Source organism: Corynebacterium sp. 212_CJEI (genome assembly GCF_001055915.1).
GTDB classification, from domain to species: Bacteria; Actinomycetota; Actinomycetes; order Mycobacteriales; family Mycobacteriaceae; genus Corynebacterium; species Corynebacterium jeikeium_D.
This window is the reverse complement of sequence record NZ_JVPT01000072.1, coordinates 45,016-65,696: the sequence shown is the minus strand read 5'-3', so window position 1 is coordinate 65,696 and position 20,681 is coordinate 45,016. Positions and strand designations below refer to the sequence as shown.

Annotated in this window: 17 protein-coding genes; 11 read left to right on the top strand and 6 right to left on the bottom strand. The window is 58.8% G+C overall.

Annotation, left to right across the window (positions count from 1 at the left end; translation table 11 throughout):
* Nucleotides 1–6 precede the first annotated feature (6 nt).
* From ADB02_RS09385 to secG, 7 genes are all read left to right on the top strand, one after another.
* The gene (locus tag ADB02_RS09385; protein WP_048731879.1) at nt 7–954 is read left to right on the top strand and encodes a gluconeogenesis factor YvcK family protein; all 948 of its coding nucleotides are present in this window, start codon (nt 7–9) and stop codon (nt 952–954) included.
* A gap of 191 nt (nt 955–1,145) precedes the next feature.
* On the top strand, nt 1,146–2,144 hold the full coding sequence (gene whiA / locus ADB02_RS09380) for a DNA-binding protein WhiA (RefSeq protein ID WP_049190810.1): 999 nt from the start codon (nt 1,146–1,148) through the stop codon (nt 2,142–2,144).
* 183 nt (nt 2,145–2,327) lie between these two features.
* Nucleotides 2,328–3,332 (top strand): type I glyceraldehyde-3-phosphate dehydrogenase, encoded by a 1,005-nt coding sequence (gene gap / locus ADB02_RS09375; protein ID WP_048731894.1) that lies wholly within the window; start codon nt 2,328–2,330, stop codon nt 3,330–3,332.
* A 110-nt stretch (nt 3,333–3,442) separates the two neighbouring features.
* A complete protein-coding gene (locus tag ADB02_RS09370; RefSeq protein WP_049172950.1) occupies nt 3,443–4,654 on the top strand; it encodes a phosphoglycerate kinase in 1,212 nt (403 codons plus the stop codon).
* A gap of 69 nt (nt 4,655–4,723) precedes the next feature.
* The gene (gene tpiA, locus ADB02_RS09365; RefSeq protein ID WP_049190741.1) at nt 4,724–5,512 is read left to right on the top strand and encodes a triose-phosphate isomerase; all 789 of its coding nucleotides are present in this window, start codon (nt 4,724–4,726) and stop codon (nt 5,510–5,512) included.
* A 202-nt stretch (nt 5,513–5,714) separates the two neighbouring features.
* The gene (gene ppc, locus ADB02_RS09360; protein WP_049190740.1) at nt 5,715–8,543 is read left to right on the top strand and encodes a phosphoenolpyruvate carboxylase; all 2,829 of its coding nucleotides are present in this window, start codon (nt 5,715–5,717) and stop codon (nt 8,541–8,543) included.
* A 101-nt stretch (nt 8,544–8,644) separates the two neighbouring features.
* Nucleotides 8,645–8,881 (top strand): preprotein translocase subunit SecG, encoded by a 237-nt coding sequence (gene secG / locus ADB02_RS09355; RefSeq protein ID WP_005510775.1) that lies wholly within the window; start codon nt 8,645–8,647, stop codon nt 8,879–8,881.
* A gap of 117 nt (nt 8,882–8,998) precedes the next feature.
* Here the strand turns inward: secG and pgl are convergent, their stop codons facing one another.
* Genes pgl through zwf form a run of 3 tightly spaced genes read right to left on the bottom strand, consistent with a single transcriptional unit; the run spans nt 8,999 to nt 12,434 of the window.
* Nucleotides 8,999–9,766, bottom strand: a complete 768-nt coding sequence (gene pgl, locus ADB02_RS09350; protein WP_049190739.1) for a 6-phosphogluconolactonase — start codon at nt 9,764–9,766, stop codon at nt 8,999–9,001.
* Nucleotides 9,763–10,779: a glucose-6-phosphate dehydrogenase assembly protein OpcA gene (locus ADB02_RS09345; protein WP_016422736.1), complete on the bottom strand. Its 1,017-nt coding sequence runs from the start codon at nt 10,777–10,779 to the stop codon at nt 9,763–9,765. Before ADB02_RS09345 ends, pgl begins: the two co-directional genes overlap by 4 nt.
* Nucleotides 10,780–10,829: 50 nt before the next feature.
* Nucleotides 10,830–12,434, bottom strand: coding sequence for a glucose-6-phosphate dehydrogenase (zwf, locus tag ADB02_RS09340; RefSeq protein WP_016422737.1), 1,605 nt, complete (start codon nt 12,432–12,434; stop codon nt 10,830–10,832).
* Between the two features lie 134 nt (nt 12,435–12,568).
* Here zwf and ADB02_RS09335 point away from each other — a divergent pair, with 134 nt between their 5' ends.
* Genes ADB02_RS09335 through ADB02_RS09325 form a run of 3 tightly spaced genes read left to right on the top strand, consistent with a single transcriptional unit; the run spans nt 12,569 to nt 14,363 of the window.
* Complete coding sequence (locus tag ADB02_RS09335; protein WP_049190738.1) at nt 12,569–12,931, top strand: GntR family transcriptional regulator; 363 nt, start codon at nt 12,569–12,571, stop codon at nt 12,929–12,931.
* Nucleotides 12,928–13,647: an AAA family ATPase gene (locus tag ADB02_RS09330; protein WP_048731886.1), complete on the top strand. Its 720-nt coding sequence runs from the start codon at nt 12,928–12,930 to the stop codon at nt 13,645–13,647. Before ADB02_RS09335 ends, ADB02_RS09330 begins: the two co-directional genes overlap by 4 nt.
* On the top strand, nt 13,644–14,363 hold the full coding sequence (locus tag ADB02_RS09325; RefSeq protein ID WP_049190735.1) for a hypothetical protein: 720 nt from the start codon (nt 13,644–13,646) through the stop codon (nt 14,361–14,363). Before ADB02_RS09330 ends, ADB02_RS09325 begins: the two co-directional genes overlap by 4 nt.
* A gap of 268 nt (nt 14,364–14,631) precedes the next feature.
* Here the strand turns inward: ADB02_RS09325 and tal are convergent, their stop codons facing one another.
* Both tal and tkt read right to left on the bottom strand, forming a co-directional pair.
* Complete coding sequence (gene tal / locus ADB02_RS09320) at nt 14,632–15,747, bottom strand: transaldolase (RefSeq protein WP_048731888.1); 1,116 nt, start codon at nt 15,745–15,747, stop codon at nt 14,632–14,634.
* 170 nt (nt 15,748–15,917) lie between these two features.
* Nucleotides 15,918–18,017, bottom strand: coding sequence for a transketolase (tkt, locus tag ADB02_RS09315; protein ID WP_049190734.1), 2,100 nt, complete (start codon nt 18,015–18,017; stop codon nt 15,918–15,920).
* Nucleotides 18,018–18,306: 289 nt separating this feature from the next.
* On the opposite strand from tkt, the gene ADB02_RS09310 reads away from it, so the two are divergent.
* Nucleotides 18,307–19,221 carry a heme o synthase gene (locus tag ADB02_RS09310; RefSeq protein ID WP_172954651.1) on the top strand — a complete coding sequence of 305 codons (915 nt, stop codon included), beginning with the start codon at nt 18,307–18,309 and terminating at the stop codon, nt 19,219–19,221.
* 382 nt (nt 19,222–19,603) lie between these two features.
* On the opposite strand, the gene ADB02_RS09305 is transcribed toward ADB02_RS09310, so the two are convergent.
* Nucleotides 19,604–20,617: a COX15/CtaA family protein gene (locus ADB02_RS09305; protein ID WP_049190732.1), complete on the bottom strand. Its 1,014-nt coding sequence runs from the start codon at nt 20,615–20,617 to the stop codon at nt 19,604–19,606.
* Between the last annotated feature and the right edge of the window lie 64 nt (nt 20,618–20,681).

Below are 20,681 nucleotides of genomic sequence, written 5' to 3'. Positions count from 1 at the left end.
TAGAAATTGACATCAATTACCAGTCTGGGTGGCGGTCATGGTCTATTTGCCACGCTGAGAGCTGACCGTCAGGTTGCGGACCATGTCACAGCGGTGGTCACAGTTGCCGACGACGGCGGATCCTCGGGTCGCCTTCGTCGTGAGCTGGGGCAGATTCCCCCTGGAGACCTTCGCATGGCACTCGCCGCGCTTTCCGCAGATACGGAAAAAGGCGATCTGTGGGAAAAGACACTGCAGCACCGCTTTGGCGGAACTGGCGCACTGGCAGGGCATGCGATTGGCAATCTGATTATCGCTGGCCTCACCAGTGTGATGGGAAATGAAGTCGACGCGCTTGACGAAATTGGCCGGTTGCTGCAAATCCGGGGTCGCGTCGTGCCCATGTCGCCGATCCCGCTAGAGATTGAGGCCGAAGTCGTTGGCTTGGAGCAGGATGCTCGCGTTGTGCGTCAGGTCCGTGGCCAGGTCGCAGTGGCCACGACACCTGGCCAGGTGCGCCGAATCCGGCTGATTCCTGAGACTCCGCCGGCATCCGAGGAGGCCATTGAAGCTATCCTCAATGCCGATTTGGTGACGCTGGGTCCGGGTTCGTGGTTTACTTCGGTTCTGCCACATCTTCAGGTGCCCGGGCTGCGGGATGCTCTGCAAGAAACCAATGCCACAACCGTCGTGGTGCTGAATCTTGTCGCCGAGCCGGGGGAGACCGCCGGTTTTTCTTCCGAACGGCACATCCATATGCTCACGCAGCATGCACCTAACTTGAAGCTCAATTACGTGCTTGTCGACGACAACACGCCGCTCGCGGATACCGAACGAGAATACCTGCAGCGAGCGGCGGATAGCCTAGACGCGCAGGTTGTCTTCGCCGATGTGCAAGAAGTTGATGACCACGGAGCTTTGACAGGTCGACATTCGCCGGAGAAGCTAGCTGTCGCACTTCGTCAGTTCCTCTAAAGCGTCCTGTCAATCGAGGGTTTTTATGCATTCTCCTGCGGGGATGCAGCAGGCAATCAACTAATTGCCACTCGATTGGTTCCGGATACTATCCTTGAGGTTTATTGCTAAAGCTCAAATGGGGTTAATTTCACCTAAATTAACCAGGCCCAAACCCAGCTCGTACACATGAAATGAGGATGGACAGCATCGTGGCATTGACGGCGAAGGTCAAAGACGAACTAGCCCGCGTGTCAGTTTCGCAGGAAAGCGCTCAGGCAGCGGAGATTGCGACCCTGTTCCGCTTCGCAGGAGGACTCCACCTGGTGGCAGGTTCGATTGTGCTGGAGGCTGAGTTGGATTCCGGCGCTGTCGCACGCCGCCTGCGCTCCATGCTGGCCGAACTCTACGATGTCAAAGCCAGCCTCAATGTTTTGTCTCCCGGTGGCTTGCGAAAGACCTCGAAGTACATCGTGCGGGTAACCGATGGCGCGGAGCTCGTCGTTAGGCAAACTGGCCTGATTGACTCTGCAGGACGTCCCGTACGTGGGCTACCACGCAAGCTGATCATGGGGCAGAAAATTGATCAAGAAGCTGCATGGCGGGGTGCTTTTTTGGCACATGGTTCACTGACTGAGCCGGGGCGGTCCTCAGCTTTAGAAGTCACTGCTCCTTCTGCTGAAGCGGCACTCGCATTGGTGGGATGTGCTCGTAGGCTCGGAATTACGGCTAAGAGCAAGGAGAATAAATCCCGCGGTGGCGATCGCGTAATCATCCGGGAGGGCGATGCAATCGGTGCGCTGCTGACGCGAATGGGAGCCCAGACTACTCGCCTGCAGTGGGAAGAACAGCGTATGCGTCGTGAAGTGCGAGCGACGGCCACTCGTTTGGCAAACTTCGACGATGCCAACCTGCGGCGCTCGGCTCGTGCGGCCGTTATTGCAGCAGCGCGAGTAGAGCGTGCTTTAGAGATTCTCGGTGACGATGTACCAGACCATTTGGTGTCTGCAGGACAGCTGCGCATCGAGCACAAGCAGGCTTCATTGGAAGAACTTGGGCAGCTGGCCAATCCGCCAATGACCAAGGACGCCGTCGCAGGACGCATCCGCCGTTTGCTCTCCATGGCAGACAAAAGAGCAAACGAACTCGGAATTCCCCCCACAACTGCAGTCGTTACAGACGAACTTTTTGACAAAGAAGTTGACGAGTAAAGCACCTGTTATGCCTAGTCAGGTGCGTAATTTTTGATAAATCTCCGTTTATTTGGGATTTTCGCACCAAACCACCGCTGCGCGAATGAAAAACCCAACGTACACTTCTGTAGTGAACCTGTTGGAGCGCAATCAGCGCCCTGACAAGTGGCATCGATTCGCCAATCCATTAAGGAGATTATTGTGACGGTTCGTGTAGGTATTAACGGTTTTGGTCGCATTGGCCGCAACTTCTTCCGCTCCCTGCTCGCTGCGGGCGCTGACCTGGAAGTCGTTGCTGTAAACGACCTCACTGATAACAAGACCCTGGCTCACCTGCTCAAGTACGACTCCATCATGGGCAAGCTTGACGCAGAGGTCACCTACGACGATGAGTCCCTCACCGTCAACGGCAAGCGCATCGCGGCATACGCTGAGCGTGACCCGAAGGACCTGCCGTGGGGCAAGCACGAGGTCGACATCGTCATTGAGTCCACCGGTTTCTTCACCGATGCCAACGCTGCCAAGGCTCACATCGAGGCTGGCGCCAAGAAGGTCATCATCTCCGCTCCGGCTAAGAACGAAGACGCAACCTTCGTTGTCGGTGTTAACCACACTGACTACGACCCGGAGAAGCACAACATCATTTCGAACGCTTCTTGCACCACCAACTGCCTGGCTCCGATGGCTAAGGTCCTGGACGACAAGTTCGGCATCGAGCGCGGTCTCATGACCACCATCCACGCATACACCGGTGACCAGCGTCTGCACGACGCTCCGCACAAGGACCTGCGTCGCGCCCGCGCTGCTGCACTGAACATTGTTCCGACCTCCACCGGTGCTGCAAAGGCAGTCGCTCTGGTTCTGCCGCAGCTCAAGGGTCTGCTGGACGGCTACGCACTGCGTGTTCCGACCCCGACCGGCTCTGTCACCGACCTGACCTTCACTGCTAAGAGCGAGGTCACCGTCGAGTCCGTTAATGCTGCCATCAAGGAAGCTGCTGAGGGCGAGCTCAAGGGTGTTCTGGGCTACAACGAGGACCCAATCGTTTCCAAGGACATCGAGGGCGACCCGCGTTCCTCGATCTTCGACGCACCGCTGACCAAGGTCATCGGCGATCAGGTCAAGGTTGTCTCCTGGTACGACAACGAGTGGGGCTACTCCAACCGCCTCGTCGACCTGGCTGTCTACGTCGGTGAGCGCCTCTAATAACTCACCTGGTTAATCCCAGACCCCGAACGGGCCGGGGTGGTTGCGCCTGAGTAGGGCACGCCACCCGCGGCCCGTTTTTTACACACTTTCACAAGGATTTCATTGAGATGACTGTTAAGACTGTCAAAGACCTGATCAACGAAGGTATTGAAGGCCGTTACGTCCTCGTCCGCTCCGACTTTAACGTCCCACTGAAAGACGGCGTTATCACCGATCCGGGTCGAATCGATGCTTCGCTGCCCACCCTGTCCGCGCTTGTCGAGGCCGGCGCCAAGGTCGTTGTTATGGCTCACCTGGGTCGACCGAAGGGCGAGGTTAAGTCCGAGTTCTCCCTGGCCCCGGTCGCTGAGGCGCTGTCTGAGCGCCTGGAGCAGTACGTCGCGCTCGCCGGTGATGTCTCCGGTGAGGACGCGCACGAGCGCGCTAATGGCCTGACCGAGGGCGATGTACTCCTGTTGGAGAACGTCCGCTTCGATCCGCGCGAGACCTCCAAGGACGAGGCAGAGCGCGCCGAGTTCGCAGCCGAGCTGGCTGCACTTGTTCCGGACGGAGCATTTGTTTCCGACGGTTTCGGTGTTGTTCACCGCGCCCAGGCTTCCGTCTTCGACGTCGCTAAGAAGCTGCCGCACTACGCCGGCAACCTGGTTCAGGCTGAGCTAGAAGTTCTGCGCAAGGTCGCAGAGACCCCGGAGAAGCCGTACACCGTCGTGCTCGGCGGTTCCAAGGTTTCCGACAAGCTGGGCGTTATTGAGGCTCTCGCGCCGAAGGTTGACTCCCTGGTCATCGGCGGCGGCATGTGCTTCACCTTCCTGGCTGCCAAGGGCTACGCCGTTGGTGCATCCCTGCTGCAGGAAGAGATGATTGACACCTGTAAGGATCTGCTGGACCGCTACGGCGATAAGATCGTTCTGCCAACCGACGTAGTCGTGGCTGACAAGTTCGCTGCAGACGCTGAAAACAAGGTGGTAGACGCCACCGAGATTCCGGAAGGCTGGATGGGCCTGGACATCGGACCGGCTTCCGCCGAGGCATTCGGCAAGGTGCTCGCTGAGTCCAAGACTGTGTTCTGGAACGGCCCGATGGGCGTGTTCGAGATGGAGGCTTTCGCAGCTGGCACCCGCGAGGTTGCACAGGCCATCATCGATGCCACCACTAACAACGGTTGCTTCTCCGTCGTCGGTGGCGGCGACTCCGCAGCAGCAGTACGTACTCTGGGGTTGAACGAGGACGGCTTCAGCCACATCTCCACTGGTGGTGGCGCTTCGCTGGAGTTCCTCGAGGGTAAGACTCTGCCGGGCGTCTCCGTCCTGGAAGACTAAGATTTTTCCACCACCGGATTTTCATCGCTTAAAAATCCGCTAATTGATAGGGAAGTGAATTCCACCACTATGGCACGTACACCATTTATTGCTGGTAACTGGAAGATGAACCTGAACCATCTCGAAGCTATCGGTGTGGTGCAGAAACTCGCGTTCGCTCTGCCAAAGGAGTACTACGACAAGGTTGACGTCGCTGTCATCCCGCCGTTTACCGACCTGCGTTCGGTCCAGACTCTGGTTGAGGGCGATAAGCTCGGCGTCACTTACGGCGCGCAGGATGTCTCAGTCCACGAGTCCGGCGCTTACACCGGCGAGATTTCCGCATCGATGCTGGCAAAGCTCGGCTGCACCTGGGTCGTCGTCGGTCACTCCGAGCGTCGCGATATGCACGCAGAGGACGATGAGCTGGTCGCAAAGAAGGCCAAGGCAGCACTGCGCGAGGGCATGAACCCAATCGTCTGTGTCGGCGAGCCGCTGGAGGTCCGAGAGGCCGAAGAGCACGTCGAGTACGTTGTCTCTCAGGTCAAGGGCTCCCTGGCTAACCTGACCAACGCTGAGCTGGCCAAGACCGTCATCGCTTACGAGCCTGTCTGGGCTATCGGCACCGGTAAGGTCGCATCGGCTGCAGACGCGCAGGAAGTCTGTGCAGCTATCCGCGAGACCGTCGCAGAAATTGCGGACGAGAACATCGCAAAGGAGATGCGCATCCTCTACGGTGGTTCCGTCAAGGCCGAGAACGTCGCTGAGATCGTCGGCAAGCCCGACGTCGACGGCGGCCTCGTCGGTGGCGCTTCGCTCGACGGTGAAGCATTCGCGAAGCTCTGCGCACTTGCTGCAGATGCCGCTCAGAACGCCTAAGTGCATATAAATTCAGAACAACTGATAAGATAGGCGCCATGCGCGACCCCGGATTGGTTTTATTGATTCTCATAAAACCGATTCGGGGTTATTGCCTTTAGGCGGACTCAATCCAGGCACACCGACTGGCAATGTTTTAGCGCGATACATTTCCCGAGGCTTTCCACTTGGAATGCCCGGCAATTTTCAAAGGACGTGCTCAATGAACGAACAAGTACATGGTGACACTGACCGACACACTGCAAGCAATGAGCAATCCTCATCGACCGCTACCGCGAAGCAGCAGGACTTGCTCTGGGAGGATATTCGCCACCTGGGTCGAATTCTTGGGCAGGTAATCCGCGAGCAAGAGGGTGACGAGGTCTTTAACCTGGTCGAAAATGCTCGCCGTGCAGCCTTCGAACTCCATCGTGGCGATGGCGACATCGAGAAGCTCACCGGCCTCTTCCGCGATATTGACCCTGCCGAGGCAAGCCCTGTCATCCGTGCTTTCACGCACTTCGCACTTTTAGCTAACCTCGCTGAGGATTTGCACGAGGAGCTGGGCATCGAGGCATCTCTCGATGCTGGCGATCCGCCGCAGGACTCCACGCTGGAAGCAACATGGCAGAAGCTTCGCGACGCCAAGGTTTCCAGCAGCGCCATTGCGGACATGATGGACCACATTGAGGTCGTCCCGGTTCTGACCGCACACCCAACGGAAACTCGTCGTCGCACAGTGTTCGATGTGCAGAAGCACATCACGGCCGCAATGCGTCGCCGCCACGAGATCCAAGCAGCCCCGTTGAATGCACGTACCGCGGACCGACTTGCTGAGATTGATGCCGATATCCGTCGCCGTATCCTTACGCTGTGGCAAACGGCTCTGATTCGCATGAATCGCCCGGATATTCGCGACGAGGTCGAGGTTGGTCTTCGCTACTACCAGCTTTCTCTGCTGGAAGCTGTGCCACAGATTAACCGAGACGTCGTCAAGCACTTGCGTCAGCTCGGCGGCAACAAGCTGCCGGCTAACCCAACGATTCGCATGGGATCGTGGATCGGCGGCGACCACGACGGTAACCCATACGTGACAGAGGAGACGCTGCGCTACGCCTCCGATAGGGCAGCGGGTACCATCCTGCGTCACTACTTCTCGCAGTTGCATCTGCTGGAGCGCGAGCTCAGTCTCAGCGATCGCCTGACCAAGGTCACCGTGGATCTAGTCGCCTTGGCCAGCCGAGGCCACAATGACGTACCAAACCGCGAAGATGAACCGTACCGTCGTGCGGTTCACGGTATCCGCGGTCGCGTGGCGGCAACAGCGGTGAACTTCTTCGACGAGTCCATCATTGAGGGCGACTGGTCGGAATTCACTCCGTATGACAGCGCCGAGGAGCTACTTGAAGAGCTCTCGATTATCGACGACTCCCTGCGGTCCAGCCACGATGACCTCATCGCCGATCACCGCCTGCGCGACCTGATGGATTCAGTGGAGGTATTTGGTTTCCACCTGTACTCGATTGATATCCGCCAGAATTCAGACTCTCATGAGGAAATCCTCACCGAGCTGTTCTCCGCTGCCGGTGTGGTGGACAACTACGCGGGATTGAAGGAAGCCGACAAGGTCGAACTGCTGACCAAGGAACTGCAGTCCTCCCGTCCGCTGGTTTCGACTTCCGCAGATCTTTCCGAAGCTACGGCTCGCGAGCTAGGCATTATGCGTGCGGCATCTCGTGCGGTGCGCAAGTACGGTCACGACGCGGTACCGCACTGCATCATTTCGATGTGTACATCGGTCTCCGACCTGCTGGAGCCGATGATTCTGCTCAAGGAAGTCGGTCTGATTCGCCCGAATGGCTCGCAGCCGACCGGTTCTGTTGACGTCATCCCGCTGTTCGAAACCATCGAAGACCTGCAGGCTGGTGCCGACGTCCTGCGTGCTGCGTGGGACATTCCGGTCTACCGTGCATACGTCTCCGCACGCGGAGATCTGCAGGAAGTCATGCTCGGCTACTCCGACTCCAACAAGGACGGCGGGTACTTCGCTGCAAACTGGGCGCTTTACGACGCGGAGGTCGCCATCGTGGCAGCTGCGAAGGACAACGACATTCGCCTGCGTCTCTTCCATGGCCGCGGAGGTACTGTCGGCCGTGGTGGCGGTCCGTCCTACGAGGCAATCCTGGCGCAGCCTTCCGGCGCAGTCCAGGGGTCGGTGCGTATCACTGAGCAGGGCGAGATTATCTCTGCCAAGTACGGTCACCCTGCAGCGGCACGCAGGAACCTCGCCGCGCTGGTTTCGGCAACGATTGAGTCGACTCTGCTCGACGTCGATGACCTGAAGAACCCGGCTCGCGCCCACGAGATTATGTCGGAGATTTCCGACCTGTCGCGTGAGGCCTACTCGAAGCTCATGCACGAGGACCCGGGCTTTATTGACTTCTTCACTTCCTCGACTCCGGTCGATGAAATCGGCAGCCTGAACATCGGGTCGCGTCCGACCTCACGCAAGCAGACCCAGACCATTTCTGACCTGCGCGCAATTCCGTGGGTACTGTCCTGGTCGCAGCAGCGTTCTATGGTGCCGGGCTGGTTTGGTGTCGGCTCTGCACTGCAGGAGTGGATCGGCGAGGACGAAGACGGTTCCCGCCTGGCTGAGCTCCGTCAGCTCAACGAGATTTGGCCGTTCTTCAATTCGGTGCTGTCGAACATGGCGCAGGTCATGTCCAAGGCTGACCTGAACCTGGCGCGCGCCTACGCTAGCCTGTGCCAAGATAAGGCCGACGGTGAGCGCATCTACGGCATCCTCAAGGCTGAGTTCGACCTGACTTTGGAGATGTTCCTGAAGGTAACCGGGTACAAGCACCTGCTGGAGGACAACCCGCTGCTCAGGCGCTCGGTGGACATGCGCTTCCCGTACCTTATGCCGCTGAACATCATCCAGCTGGAGATGCTGCGTCGCTACCGTGCCGGCGATAATCGCGACAAGGTGCGTCGGGGCATTCAGCTGACCATGAATGGTCTGGCAACTGCACTGCGCAACTCCGGCTAGGAATTCGCCTAGGGATACGGCTAGGGATACCTAGCCAGCGGAGCAATTGCGCTAGTATAGTTGGAGTTCTTAAAGAAGCGACGTTTCAAAAGGAAGTGCGCGTGTACCTCGCCATTCAGATTGTCCTGGTCATCACATCCATCCTGATGACGCTGTTCATCCTGCTCCACAAGGGTAAGGGTGGCGGACTGTCCAGCCTCTTTGGTGGCGGCATGCAGTCGAATCTGTCCGGTTCGACTGTGGTGGAGAAGAACCTTGACCGCGTCACTATTGTGACCGTGATTATCTGGTTGCTCTGCATTGTCCTGTTGCTGCTGTTCAATACTTTCGGCTGGTAGGTTCCGCACGCAGCACGCCCCACCGCAGGCCTTTAAGCAATAAAAATTCCCGTCGATAGCATTTCGCTTATCGACGGGAATTTACTGTTTCTGGGCTGTTAGCGGTGAAGCGGATGCCTAGAGCTGCGCAGCCGCAGCATCGTCAACAAAGACAACGGTTTCCTGAACACCGCGAACCCCGGCCGCCGGCCACTGCGCTGGGTCGTCCTGCTGAGCGATAGCTGCAATTGCCTCAGCCTTTTCGCCGCCCGCTACAAGTAGCCACACACGCTGAGAGCTGGCGATGGCCGGCATCGTCAACGTGATACGGGTCGGCGGTGGCTTCGGGCAGTTATGCACGTCCACGACCAAGCGTTCCTGCTCAGCCAGCGCTGCGGTATACGGGAAAATCGAGTTGATGTGTCCCTCTCCGCCCATACCAAGAAGGTGAAGGTCAAAGCCATTTGGAGCCTTCTCCCGAACGATAGCTTCGTAGCTTTCGGCGGCCTCCGTGGTGGTCACGCCGCTGTCGGCAGCGGCAAACTCGAAGATGTTTTCCTCCGGCACGCCGACAGGGGACAAGAGACGCTTACGAGCAGCCAACGCATTGCGATCTGCCGAGTCGGCAGCGACAAAGCGTTCATCTCCGAAGAACACCAGGACTCGGTTCCAGTCGATGTCTCCGGAATCGTCGGCAAGCGCACTGAGCAAAGCGGTACCCGCGCCGCCACCGGTGAGAACGACGCGTACGAAACCGTCATCGGTGACCGGAGAGGCGTTGCCATGTTGGACGGCGACAACCGCATCGATGAAGCGCTGACGTGCAGCCTCGACGATGCCCGCCTGGTCAGCGGCGCGGTGGAACTGAGGGGCAGGGACGGTATTCGAGGCGTTATCGGTGGTCACTTGTCAGAGACTCCTGGTTCGTTAGCGAAGCTAGTTGTTGTGGACGTCGGAGGTTGCATTCCCACCGTGTGAATCTGGCTGAGGCCACGCAGGGCACGTCCGTAGGCAGTATCGTGGTCGAGGTGACGCAGCTCCTCTGCCAAACATTCGGAGCGTGTTGGACGCGATACTGCGACCTTGAACGGGGGCTTTTCTCCGTTGGTGACCGATGCAGTGGTGGCGCTTTCAATATCGATGCGCAAAGTCTGGCCATTTTCACGCTCAAAGGCGACGGAGGTCACCGGTGGCTTGGCGCGGCCCTTTTCGTCCACCGGAATCTTCTTCTCACCGGTGGAGTAACGGTTGACCGGCAGCCCCAGGCGATCTGCCAACCATCCGGCGGCGACCTCGACCGATGGCGAGTCCTGTGGGCCGTAGATGGACACGGAGGTCACCGGCGAGTGCGGCGGCAAGTCGAAAGCGGATGCCAACACACCGCGCCAGTTCGTCAGCCGCGACCAGCTCAGGTCGGAATCGCCGGGCGTGTAGCCCGTACGGCGCGTGTAGATAGCGTTGCTATTCGGGTCACACAGTGAATCGGTGATACGGCGCTGGGCAATCCGGCCGATTGGTGTCGCCGCTGGGACCTGCGGCGCCTCAGACGGCCACCACGCCACGACCGGTGTATCCGGCAGCAACAGAGGAGTCACCACAGAGCTGTGGTGCTGACCAATCTCTCCGGACATGTGCATAACGACGATCTCAGCGGCACCGGCATCACCACCGACGCGGAGCTCCGCGTCAAGGCGATTGTCCAGGCGTGGATCATCGGAGACCAATACCAGCACACGGGATGGGTGCTCGCGGGAAACGGAGTTGACCGTGGAGATAATGTTTTCCAGGTCGTCTTCGCTTTTGGCCAAAACAATCAGGGTGAGGACACGGCCCGTGGTGACGATGCCGCCCTGCTCTCGAAGCTGCACCAACTGACGAGCAATGCTCGCGGTGTCAGTGTCTGGCAAATTGACAATCATGAAAGTGTTCTTTCTGTCAGAAAATTCTTAAGAACTGAGAGGTCGGCAACCTATGGCCGGCGCCAAGCGCGACCGTCGCGCTCGAGCATGTGGTCAGCGGAGGACGGCCCCCACGAACCTGCGGGGTAACCCTCGGGACGACCGCGCTTGGCCCAGTACTCGATGATGGGGTCAAGAATCTTCCAAGACAGCTCGACTTCCTCATTGGTGGGGAAGAGGCTGGCTTCGTCGAGAAGCGCATCCAGAATCAGGCGCTCGTAGGCTTCTGGCGACTGCTCGGTGAACACCTCGGAGTAGGAGAAGTCCATGTTGACATCGCGGACCTCCATAGCCGAGCCCGGCACCTTCGAGCCGAATCGCATGAGCACACCTTCGTCGGGCTGGACTCGGATGACCATGGCGTTCTGGCCGAGAGCGGCAGTCATTGTCTCTGCGAAGGGCAGGTGAGGTGCGGACTTAAAGACCAGCGCAATTTCAGTGACGCGGCGGCCGAGGCGCTTGCCGGTGCGCAGGTAGAAGGGGACACCGGCCCAGCGACGGGAGTTGATCTGCAGCGTACAGGCGGCGTAGGTCTCGGTCGTGGATTCGGGGTCGAAGCCTTCCTCATCGCGCAGCCCTGGCACGAAGTTGCTGCCCTGCCAATCCGCCGTGTACTGGCCACGCGCGGTGTATTTCGAAAACGGACGCACTGGCTCGACGGCACGCAGAACCTTGATCTTTTCCGCTTGCAGCTCTTCCGGGGTAAAGGCGATGGGCTCTTCCATTGCCACCAGCGCCAGGAGCTGGAGTAGGTGGTTCTGAATCACGTCACGAGCTGCACCAATACCGTCGTAGTAGCCAGCGCGACCGCCCAAACCAATGTCCTCGGCCATGGTGATCTGGACGTGGTCAATGTAGTGAGAATTCCACATCGGGTCGAACAACTGGTTGGCAAAACGCATGGCCAGAATGTTCTGGACGGTTTCCTTGCCCAGGTAGTGGTCGATGCGGAACACAGCGTCTTCTGGGAAGACCGAGTTCACAATCCGGTTGAGTTCCTGAGCGGAGGCTAGGTCGTGTCCGAATGGCTTCTCAATAATCACGCGACGCCAATAATCCTCGCCCGACTGCGCCAGCCCCGAACGATCGAGCTGATGACAGACATCGGGGAAGTTAGCTGGCGGAATGGACAGGTAGTAGGCCCAGTTGCCAGCGGTGCCGCGGGAGCGATCGAGCTCCTCAAGTTGTGCGGCCAGGCGATCGAAGGCCTCGTCATCGGTGAAGGTACCGGTGACAAAGTGAATGCCCTCAGCCAGGCGCTGCCAGACACTCTCACGGAAGTCTGTGCGGGCGCCCTGTTCCACTGCGGTGCGCACATAATCCTCAAAGTCCTGTTTCGACCATTCGCGACGACCGTAGCCAACTAACGCGAAGGAGGCAGGCAGCAGACCGCGGTTGGCCAGATCGTAAATGGCAGGCAGAAGCTTCTTTCGGGCCAGATCGCCCGTCACTCCGAAAATCACCATGCCGCCCGGGCCGGCAATACGCGGCAAGCGCTTATCCTGCGGGTCGCGCAGCGGGTTGATGTATCCGTCGTGGTTGGTGCTGTCGTCTCCGTTGTGCGGAGAGCTGGCAGTAGGGGAGTTCGAATCGTTGCGTTGCAGAGAATCACTCACGGTTTACATAATGTCATATCGAGAAAAGTCCGGTGGAATCGTTTCCGATTCCTCCGATGGGGCCTTGACGGGCCCCTTTCTTCTGCCATAGGTTTATGACCTAGGTGGTATACCCATAAACCACGGAGGTGGATATGCAGGCGAAGGAGGCGGACCCTCGGCCCATCTACGTCCAGATCGCCGAGGATCTGAAATCAATGATTTTGTCCGGGGAGCTCTCGGCTGAGGATCGTGCCCCTTCAACCAAGGAGCTCTCGGAGTTCTATCAGGTCAACCCAACCACGGCCGCCAAGGCCATGACGGAACTGTCGATGGTGGGGCTTGTGGAGAAGAAAAGAGGACTCGGCATGTTTGTCACTCCAGACGCCCGTAACCGCATTCGCGCTGAGCGTCGTGAAGCGTTCCAGCGCACCTACATCGAGCCATTAAAAGCGGAGGCCGGCATTCTCGGCCTCACGCTCCACGACATCATCGCCATGCTGGAGGAGGAGAAATGAGCATCTACGGCGTGATTGGCCCCAACGGCGCCGGCAAGACTTACTACCTGCGTACCCTCGCGCAGATGCCTACGGCGGCCCTGGCGAAGGCTGCACCCGACACCCAGGTCTTCGGTGCCACCCCGCGCGAATATTTCCAGATCCTGCGCACCGGCTGGGATCAGCTCGATGTGCCCCACGCGGAGTCCCTCCTCGATTTCCCCGCTGACACCCCTATCAAAAAGCTCAGCCTGGGCCAGCGCCAGCTGCTCATCGCCGCTGCCACCCTGGCATCGGGCAAGGAAGCATTGCTTTTCGACGAGCCCTTCAACGGCCTCGATGTCGAGCACCGCGCCACATTGCGCGGCATGCTTATCGACTCGGCCGAATCGGCCGACATTGTGGTCACCTCGCAGCACTCCCAGGATCTAGCCGGCCTAGTGGACACCTTGATTGTCATCCACAAGCAGGATGCGTACGGGCCCTATGACGTCGATAAGCTGCGCGCTAGCCATCCGGTGCTGCGCGGCCCTACGGATCTCGTGGCGCAGGTGGCCGGCCCAGTGCTCGCTAAGAAAACCCTCGGCGAGCGCTGCGAGGCAATCCTGGCTACAGAGCTCAGTTCGTCTGCCGCTGCGCATGCCCGCGCCCTCGGCGTTGAGGTGAGCTACCTCGACCCCGCGGCCCTCATCGACCTCGCAAGCACCTCCTCCTACATCGAACGGAGCAAGAAATGAGCACCGGAGCTTTCATCGCGACCAACAAGAAAACCTTCCTCGGTGTTGCCGCCGTGGCCATCCTGTACTCGGCCTTCGGGCGCATGCTCGTAGGCAGCGGAACCGGTAACACCTTGCTTGGCATTATCGCGCTGGGCATCCTCTTCCTCATCACAGCCCGGCGTTCGGTCACCCTGCGCGACTACGGCGTGAGCACCTCCCGCTGGGTACGCTCCGCAATCATCGCAATCTTGGGCACATCGTTGGTGGCTACCGCCTTCATCGTCACGGCGATGGTCATCGAACAGAACAAGTCCGGTTACTACCGCGGATTCGATAGCTTCATTGTCACCTCCGGACCGGCCCTGTTTCCGGACACTAACGGGGAGCTGTACATGATTGAGGATTCCGGGCAGAACTACACCACAGTTCTGCTCACCGCGCTGTGCGTCTTCTTGAGCTTCCTCATGGCTACCGTGGCGAGCACCGCAGTCGGCACCGTCGCCGGCGCGAAGGGCACTCGTGCAGGATCGATCACCATTGGCCTGGCCCTGGTCACGCTCTTCCTCTTTAGCTATCTGCTGGACGTGACCGACTCCGTACCGGGCGCCCCCTGGCCGGCTGTGCCGATCTTTGCCTCAATCATCACCGTAATCTCTGCGTTCGTGATGGCCTGGGCATTAAAGGAAGAGAAACGCCCGCTGCCCACTGTGCGCCCCGCCTTCGCCGCGTCCTAGCTCCATCAAAAAAGCTCCCCTGCGCGGGGAGCTTTTTCATGTCCAACGTTGAAAATGCGGGTTAAGTAACACAACAGGCGAACCGAAACTGACAACCCCAAAAGTTACGGGCTGCAAATGTGAAACTGTGCAAGTTTATGACACCTTCAGGCTATTTTTCGGGCCGTTTTTGACATAAACGCAGTCAGTAACTCGGATCGCCAGGCGACCTGCTGGCGCTAGCCAGAAACGCAGCCACTACCAACAGGCACCTAGATAATCAGCAGGCTTACTTCAGCTGCTCCATGCGCTGTGCAATCGACTCGAGCAAGGACTGCCAGGAGTCCACGAACTTCTCCACGCCCTCGCGCTCCAGGACAGCGAAGACGTCATCGAGGTCGATGCCAATCTCGCTGAGCTGAGTCATAACGGCATTGGCTGCTTCCCCCTGGCCGCTGACGGCGTCGCGAACCTCGCCCTCGAAGCCCCCGGCAGCACGCAGCGTCTTCTCCGGCATGGTATTCACAGTCTGCGGTGCAGCCAGCTCAGTGACGTAGAGGGTGTCCGGGTAAGCCGGGTTCTTCACACCGGTCGAAGCCCACAGCAGGCGCTGCGGCTTAGCACCGGCGTTTTCCAGCTGTGCCCAGCGAATATTCTGCGCCGAGAAAGTCTCCTCGAACTTGGCGTAAGCTGCACGGGCATTGGCCAGACCAGCCTTGCCGCGCAGAGCCAGGGCCTCCTCGGAGCCGATCTTGTCCAGGCGAGCATCGATTTCGGTGTCAACGCGGGAAACAAACAGCGACGCAACAGAGTGAACCGAAGCCAGGTCCACGCCGTTGTCCTTCGCACGCTCAATGCCCTCGATGAACGCATCAATGACCTGCAGGTAGCGCTCCACCGAGAAAATCAGGGTGACGTTTACCGAGATTCCCTCGGACAGAGCCTGGGTGACAGCCGGCAGGGAAGCATCGGTCGCCGGAATCTTAATCATCGCGTTCTGCTTGCCGACGCGCTCCCAGAGCTTACGGGCCTGCGCAATCGTGGCCTCGTAGTTGTCGGCGTAGCGAGGATCGACCTCGATGGACACACGGCCATCGACACCGTCGGTTTCTTCGGATACACCAGCGAAAAGGTCACAGGCATCGCGGACGTCGTCGATTGCCATCGCGAACACAGCATCTGCCGGGTTCGCACCCTCTGCAGTGAGCTGCGCCAGCTGAGAGTCGTAATCCTCACCGGCGGTCATCGCCGAAGAGAAGATTGCCGGGTTAGTAGTGACACCGACAACCCGAAGCTCTTCAATAAGATTTTTCAAATCGCCCGAGGTGAGGCGCTGGCGCGAAAGATCGTCGAGCCACGCCGAAGTCCCTACCTTGGCGAGCGCTTCCATCGTGGTGTTTCCCATAGTGTTTAACGCCTTTCTGTCAATACCGCTTCGTTGCCTAAAGACTTCGCTAAAAGTTGTATGTCCTTAAACTACTGTGCGTCACAAACAATACTGGCGCTACCGGAGCGCGGTACGGTTTTCACAAATCCCGTCCCGACAACGGCCGATAGCGCCAGGTTTTAACAAACTTACTTAGCAGCCTCGATGGACTCCTTGGCGGCATCGACAACAGCCTCTGCTGTGATGCCGAACTTCTCGAACAGCTCCTTGTACGGAGCCGATGCACCGAAGTGCTCCAGGGAGACAGCGCGACCAGCATCACCCAGGTGGCGGTACCACGGCATTGCAATACCGGCCTCAACCGAGACACGAGCGCGGACGGACTTCGGCAGAACCTGCTCGCGGTAGGCATCGTCCTGCTGCTCGAACCAGTCAAGACACGGAACGGAGACAACGCGGGCGCTGACGCCTTCCTCGGCCAGCTTGTCAGCAGCTTCGACAGCGAGGTGAACTTCCGAACCGGTAGCCATCAGGATGACGTCCGGGGTCTCCTTGGCACCGTCGACAAGCACGTACGCACCACGACGGACGCCCTCAGTGGCCTTCTCCTTGGTGCCTTCCAGGACCGGAACGTTCTGGCGGGTCAGAGCCAGAGCCTTCGGGCCTGCCTCTCCCTGAAGAACAGCGGCCCAAGCCTGAGCGGTCTCGTTAGCGTCAGCCGGGCGGACAGTGGACACACCCGGGATAGCGCGCAGCGAAGCCAGCTGCTCAACAGGTTGGTGCGTCGGACCGTCTTCGCCCAGACCAATGGAGTCGTGGGTCCAGACATAAATAGGGGAGATGCCCATCAGCGATGCCAGGCGGACAGCCGGACGCATGTAGTCCGAGAAGATAAGGAAGGTGCCGCCGTACGGACGGGTACCACCGTGGAGCAGAATGCCGTTGAGAATCGAACCCATGGCGTGCTCACGGATACCGAAGTGCAGGTTGCGGCCGTACGGGTCGGTGGTCCAGGTGCCGGTGGTGATGGACTTCGGACCAAAGGACGGCTCGCCCTTCAGGACGGTGTTGTTGGAGCCAGCCAGGTCAGCCGAGCCACCCCACAGCTCCGGCAGGGTCTTGCCCAGTGCCTGCAGCGCGGCCTCAGAGGCCTTGCGGGTAGCAACGCCCTTCTCGTCCGGCTCCCAAGTCGGCAGCTCAGCGTCGAAGCCCTCCGGCAGCTCGCCAGCGGTCAGACGGTCCAGCAGAGCCTTGCGCTCCGGGTTAGCATCAGCCCACTCGTCGAACTTGACCTGCCACTGTGCGTGAGCCTCAGCACCACGCTCAACCAGCTTGCGGGTGTGCTCAATGACCTCGTCAGCGACGTTAAAGCTCTTGTCGGTATCGAAGCCGAGAGCTTCCTTGATGCCGACAATCTCCTCGTCACCAAGAGCAGCACCGTGCGATGCGCCGGTGTTCATCTTCGTCGGAGCCGGGTAAGCGATCACAGTGCGAACGCGAATGAAGGTCGGACGCTCCGTATCCTTCTTGGCCTCCTCGACAGCAGCCTCGAGTGCTGCGACGTCCTCGCCGCCGTCGACCTCAATGACCTGCCAGCCGTAAGCACGGTAGCGGTCCGCGACATTCTCGGTGAAAGCAATGGTGGTGTCGTCCTCGATGGAGATGCCGTTGTCATCCCAGAAGACAATCAGGTTGCCCAGCTGCTGAGTGCCGGCCAGCGAGCCGGCCTCGGCAGTGACACCCTCCTGAACGTCACCATCAGAAGCGATGACGTACACGTAGTGATCGAACGGAGACTCACCCGGAGCAGCTTCCGGGTCGAACAGCCCACGTTCCCGTCGCGAAGCCATGGCAAAACCGACGGCCGACGCCAGCCCCTGACCCAGCGGGCCAGTGGTGATTTCCACGCCGTCAGTGTGGCCGTACTCCGGGTGACCCGGGGTGAGAGCGTCCCACGTACGCAGCGCCTTCAGGTCATCGAGCTCCAGGCCGAAACCACCGAGGTAGAGCTGGACGTACTGCGTCAGAGAGGTGTGACCACAGGAGAGAATGAAACGGTCACGGCCAATCCACTTCGTATCCTTCGGGTCATGGCGCATAACGCGCTGGTAAAGAGAGTAAGCCAGCGGTGCGAGGCTCATCGCAGTGCCGGGGTGCCCCGAACCTGCCTTTTCAACGGCGTCTGCAGCCAGCACACGGGCCGTATCTACGGCCTTCGTATCCAAGTCAGACCAGTCCGAGGGGTAGTTGCGCACAACCCGTGCTTCATGCTCAGTCGACAGTGTCACGTGAATGACTCCTAGTATCCAAATGGATTAGTAAAATTCTCTTCCATACTAACTAGGATTGCGCGCTCCGGGTTCAAACCGGGCCGAATAGCTGAGAGATAAGTCTCAGAGGGCGCGCCGCACATGCTTTACGACGGTCATTATTGGAACCGTTATGATTACCGGTAAACTGATTGCCTGCCCCTCATTTAATTTTGCGGAAAAACTCGTCGGGAACTTTCCGACCGTTACATCCGACTATCTGTAAACGGGGGGTTTGTTTATGGCGCGTGAAAGGGACATTGCTTTGTTGGAAACAGTCAAGGCGTATATTGCACTGACTAAGCCAAGAATTATCGAGCTCCTGCTCGTCGCGGCCATTCCCGCAATGCTTCAGGCTGATCGCGGTCATGTTCACGTTGGACTGATTCTTCTCACCTTGTTCGGTGGTTGGTTGGGTGCCGCAGCTGCGCACACCTTCAACATGGTCATGGATTACGACATTGACCAGAAGATGCGCCGTACTCGCCGTCGCCCGCTCGCGCGCAACCAGGTTAGCCGTCGAGCGGCAGCGATTTTCGGCACTGTCTTGATGATTGCGTCGTTCCTATGGCTGTGGTTGCTGTGTAACTCGCTGCTGGCCGCCGTTTTCATTCTGATTACGATTGCCTTCTACATCTTCGTCTACACGTTGTGGCTGAAGCGCCGTACTGATCAGAACGTAATTTGGGGTGGCGCTGCGGGGTGTATGCCGGTGATGGTCGGCTGGGCCGTGATCACTGACAACAACCCGGAGATTACGGGGCTGGCTCACTGGTGGCAGGCATTCATCCTGTTCCTGCTTATCTTCTTCTGGACTCCGCCGCACACCTGGGCATTGGGCCTGCGCTACAAGGAGGACTACAAGGCCGCTGGCGTGCCGATGATGCCAGTGGTCAAGCCGGCAATCGTCGTTTCCAAGCGCATTATTTACTACACCGCCGCGACCGTGATTACCACTCTGCTGTTGGTTCCGTACGCGGGTTGGATCTATCTGATTGGCGCCGTTGGCGCTGGTGCCTGGTTCCTGTGGGGCGCCATTGACCTGCACCGCCACGTTAAGACCGGTGGCAAGATCAAGCCGATGAAGCTGTTCTTCATGTCGAACAACTACTTGTCTATCGTCTGTGTGGCGCTTTCTCTCGATGCCGTACTCGGATTGCAGACAATTTCGAGCATGTTCTAGGGCAGTTGCTGAGCTCCTTTGAAGAGGCCCTTTCCGGTTGCGGGAAGGGTCTCTTTTTGTGTGTGGAGATGGGCACGGGCTGCAAATGTGAAACTGTGCGAGTTTATGACACTTTCAGGCCATTTTTCGCGCGATTTCTGTCATAAACATAGTCAGTAACTCGGATCGATAGGTGGGCAGACCGCCCCCTTGCACCGCCCGCGCAGCCCGCACCGCCCGCGCAGCCCGCTAGCCACTGGGAAACGCACATCCGAGCACACGGAGCCGAGCAGACAGCAGAACCGCCTAAACACGCACAACCAAAGCGCGTGTTTAGGCGGTTCAAGCAGGAATCAACAGCCGGTAACCACAGTGGTTAATACAGCCGCTGACCGGCAGCTAGCTACGCGGTAACCTCGACGTTCTTCTCCGAAGCAACAGTGGCGGCAGCCGCATCGCCTTCAAGCGAGCCAGTGACTTCTGCGCTCCCACCGACAGTGCGGTAACCGTGCTGGAAAAGTACTGCAGTCAAAGCGGTGCAGATACCAGATCCGGCAACGTGAACCGGCACCAATGCCTCCGGTACACCGGACCAATACTGAATCATTCCAACTACGCCCTGAGCCAAAATGAACACAACGAGTGCGATGGCAACCTTACGCACAGGTGCAAAGGCTTCCGAGGCCAGCAGACCGAAAATGAGGCCGATAACCAGGCCAAGGTAGAGGTACATAAAACCAGCGTGGATATGCGCCAGGTCAACAATCGGTAGCTGGAGGCGATCCTCCGGGAGCACCGAAGCATCTCCAGCGTGTGGTCCGGCACCGGTGACCATAGTTCCGGTAATCAGCGTCATCGTCAGGGCCAAGCCGGAGGCGGCAGCCAGATAGCGCAGATAGCGCGGGTACATGCGGGTAGCAGTGCCGTCGTCAGGCTCAGAAATCTTGACGAAAAGCATGCCAGCGAGCCAGACCAGAATCATCGAAGGCAGGAAGTGCAGCGCTACGGCGTACCACTTCAGGTCAACCCAAACGGAGATACCGCCGATAACAGCCTGGACGATAACGCCGAGACCGTTGAGGAAGGCCAGCAACTTGATTTCCTGACGGCGACCGACACGCATAACCGAAAGAAAGAGCAGAAGTGTCAGAGCAACCAGCACAAAGGTGAGCAGCCGGTTGCCAAACTCAATAATCTGATGGAGCATTTCTGCTTCCCCCGCGACAGGAACGAAGCTGCCTGGGTGACATTCAGGCCACGAAGCACAACCGAGACCTGAACCAGTAACACGGACGATAGAACCGGTTACCGCAATTGCCGCCTGTGCAATCAAAACCAGCAGGGCATAGAGCTTCTGGCGCCCGATTGGTGTCAGCGGCAAAAACGATAGGGGCGAACTTCGATCTGCAGTATTCACATTAAGAAATTCTACCCATGCTGGCGGAAAATGGTAATAAGCGAAACCCCTGCGTTGGGCTGCG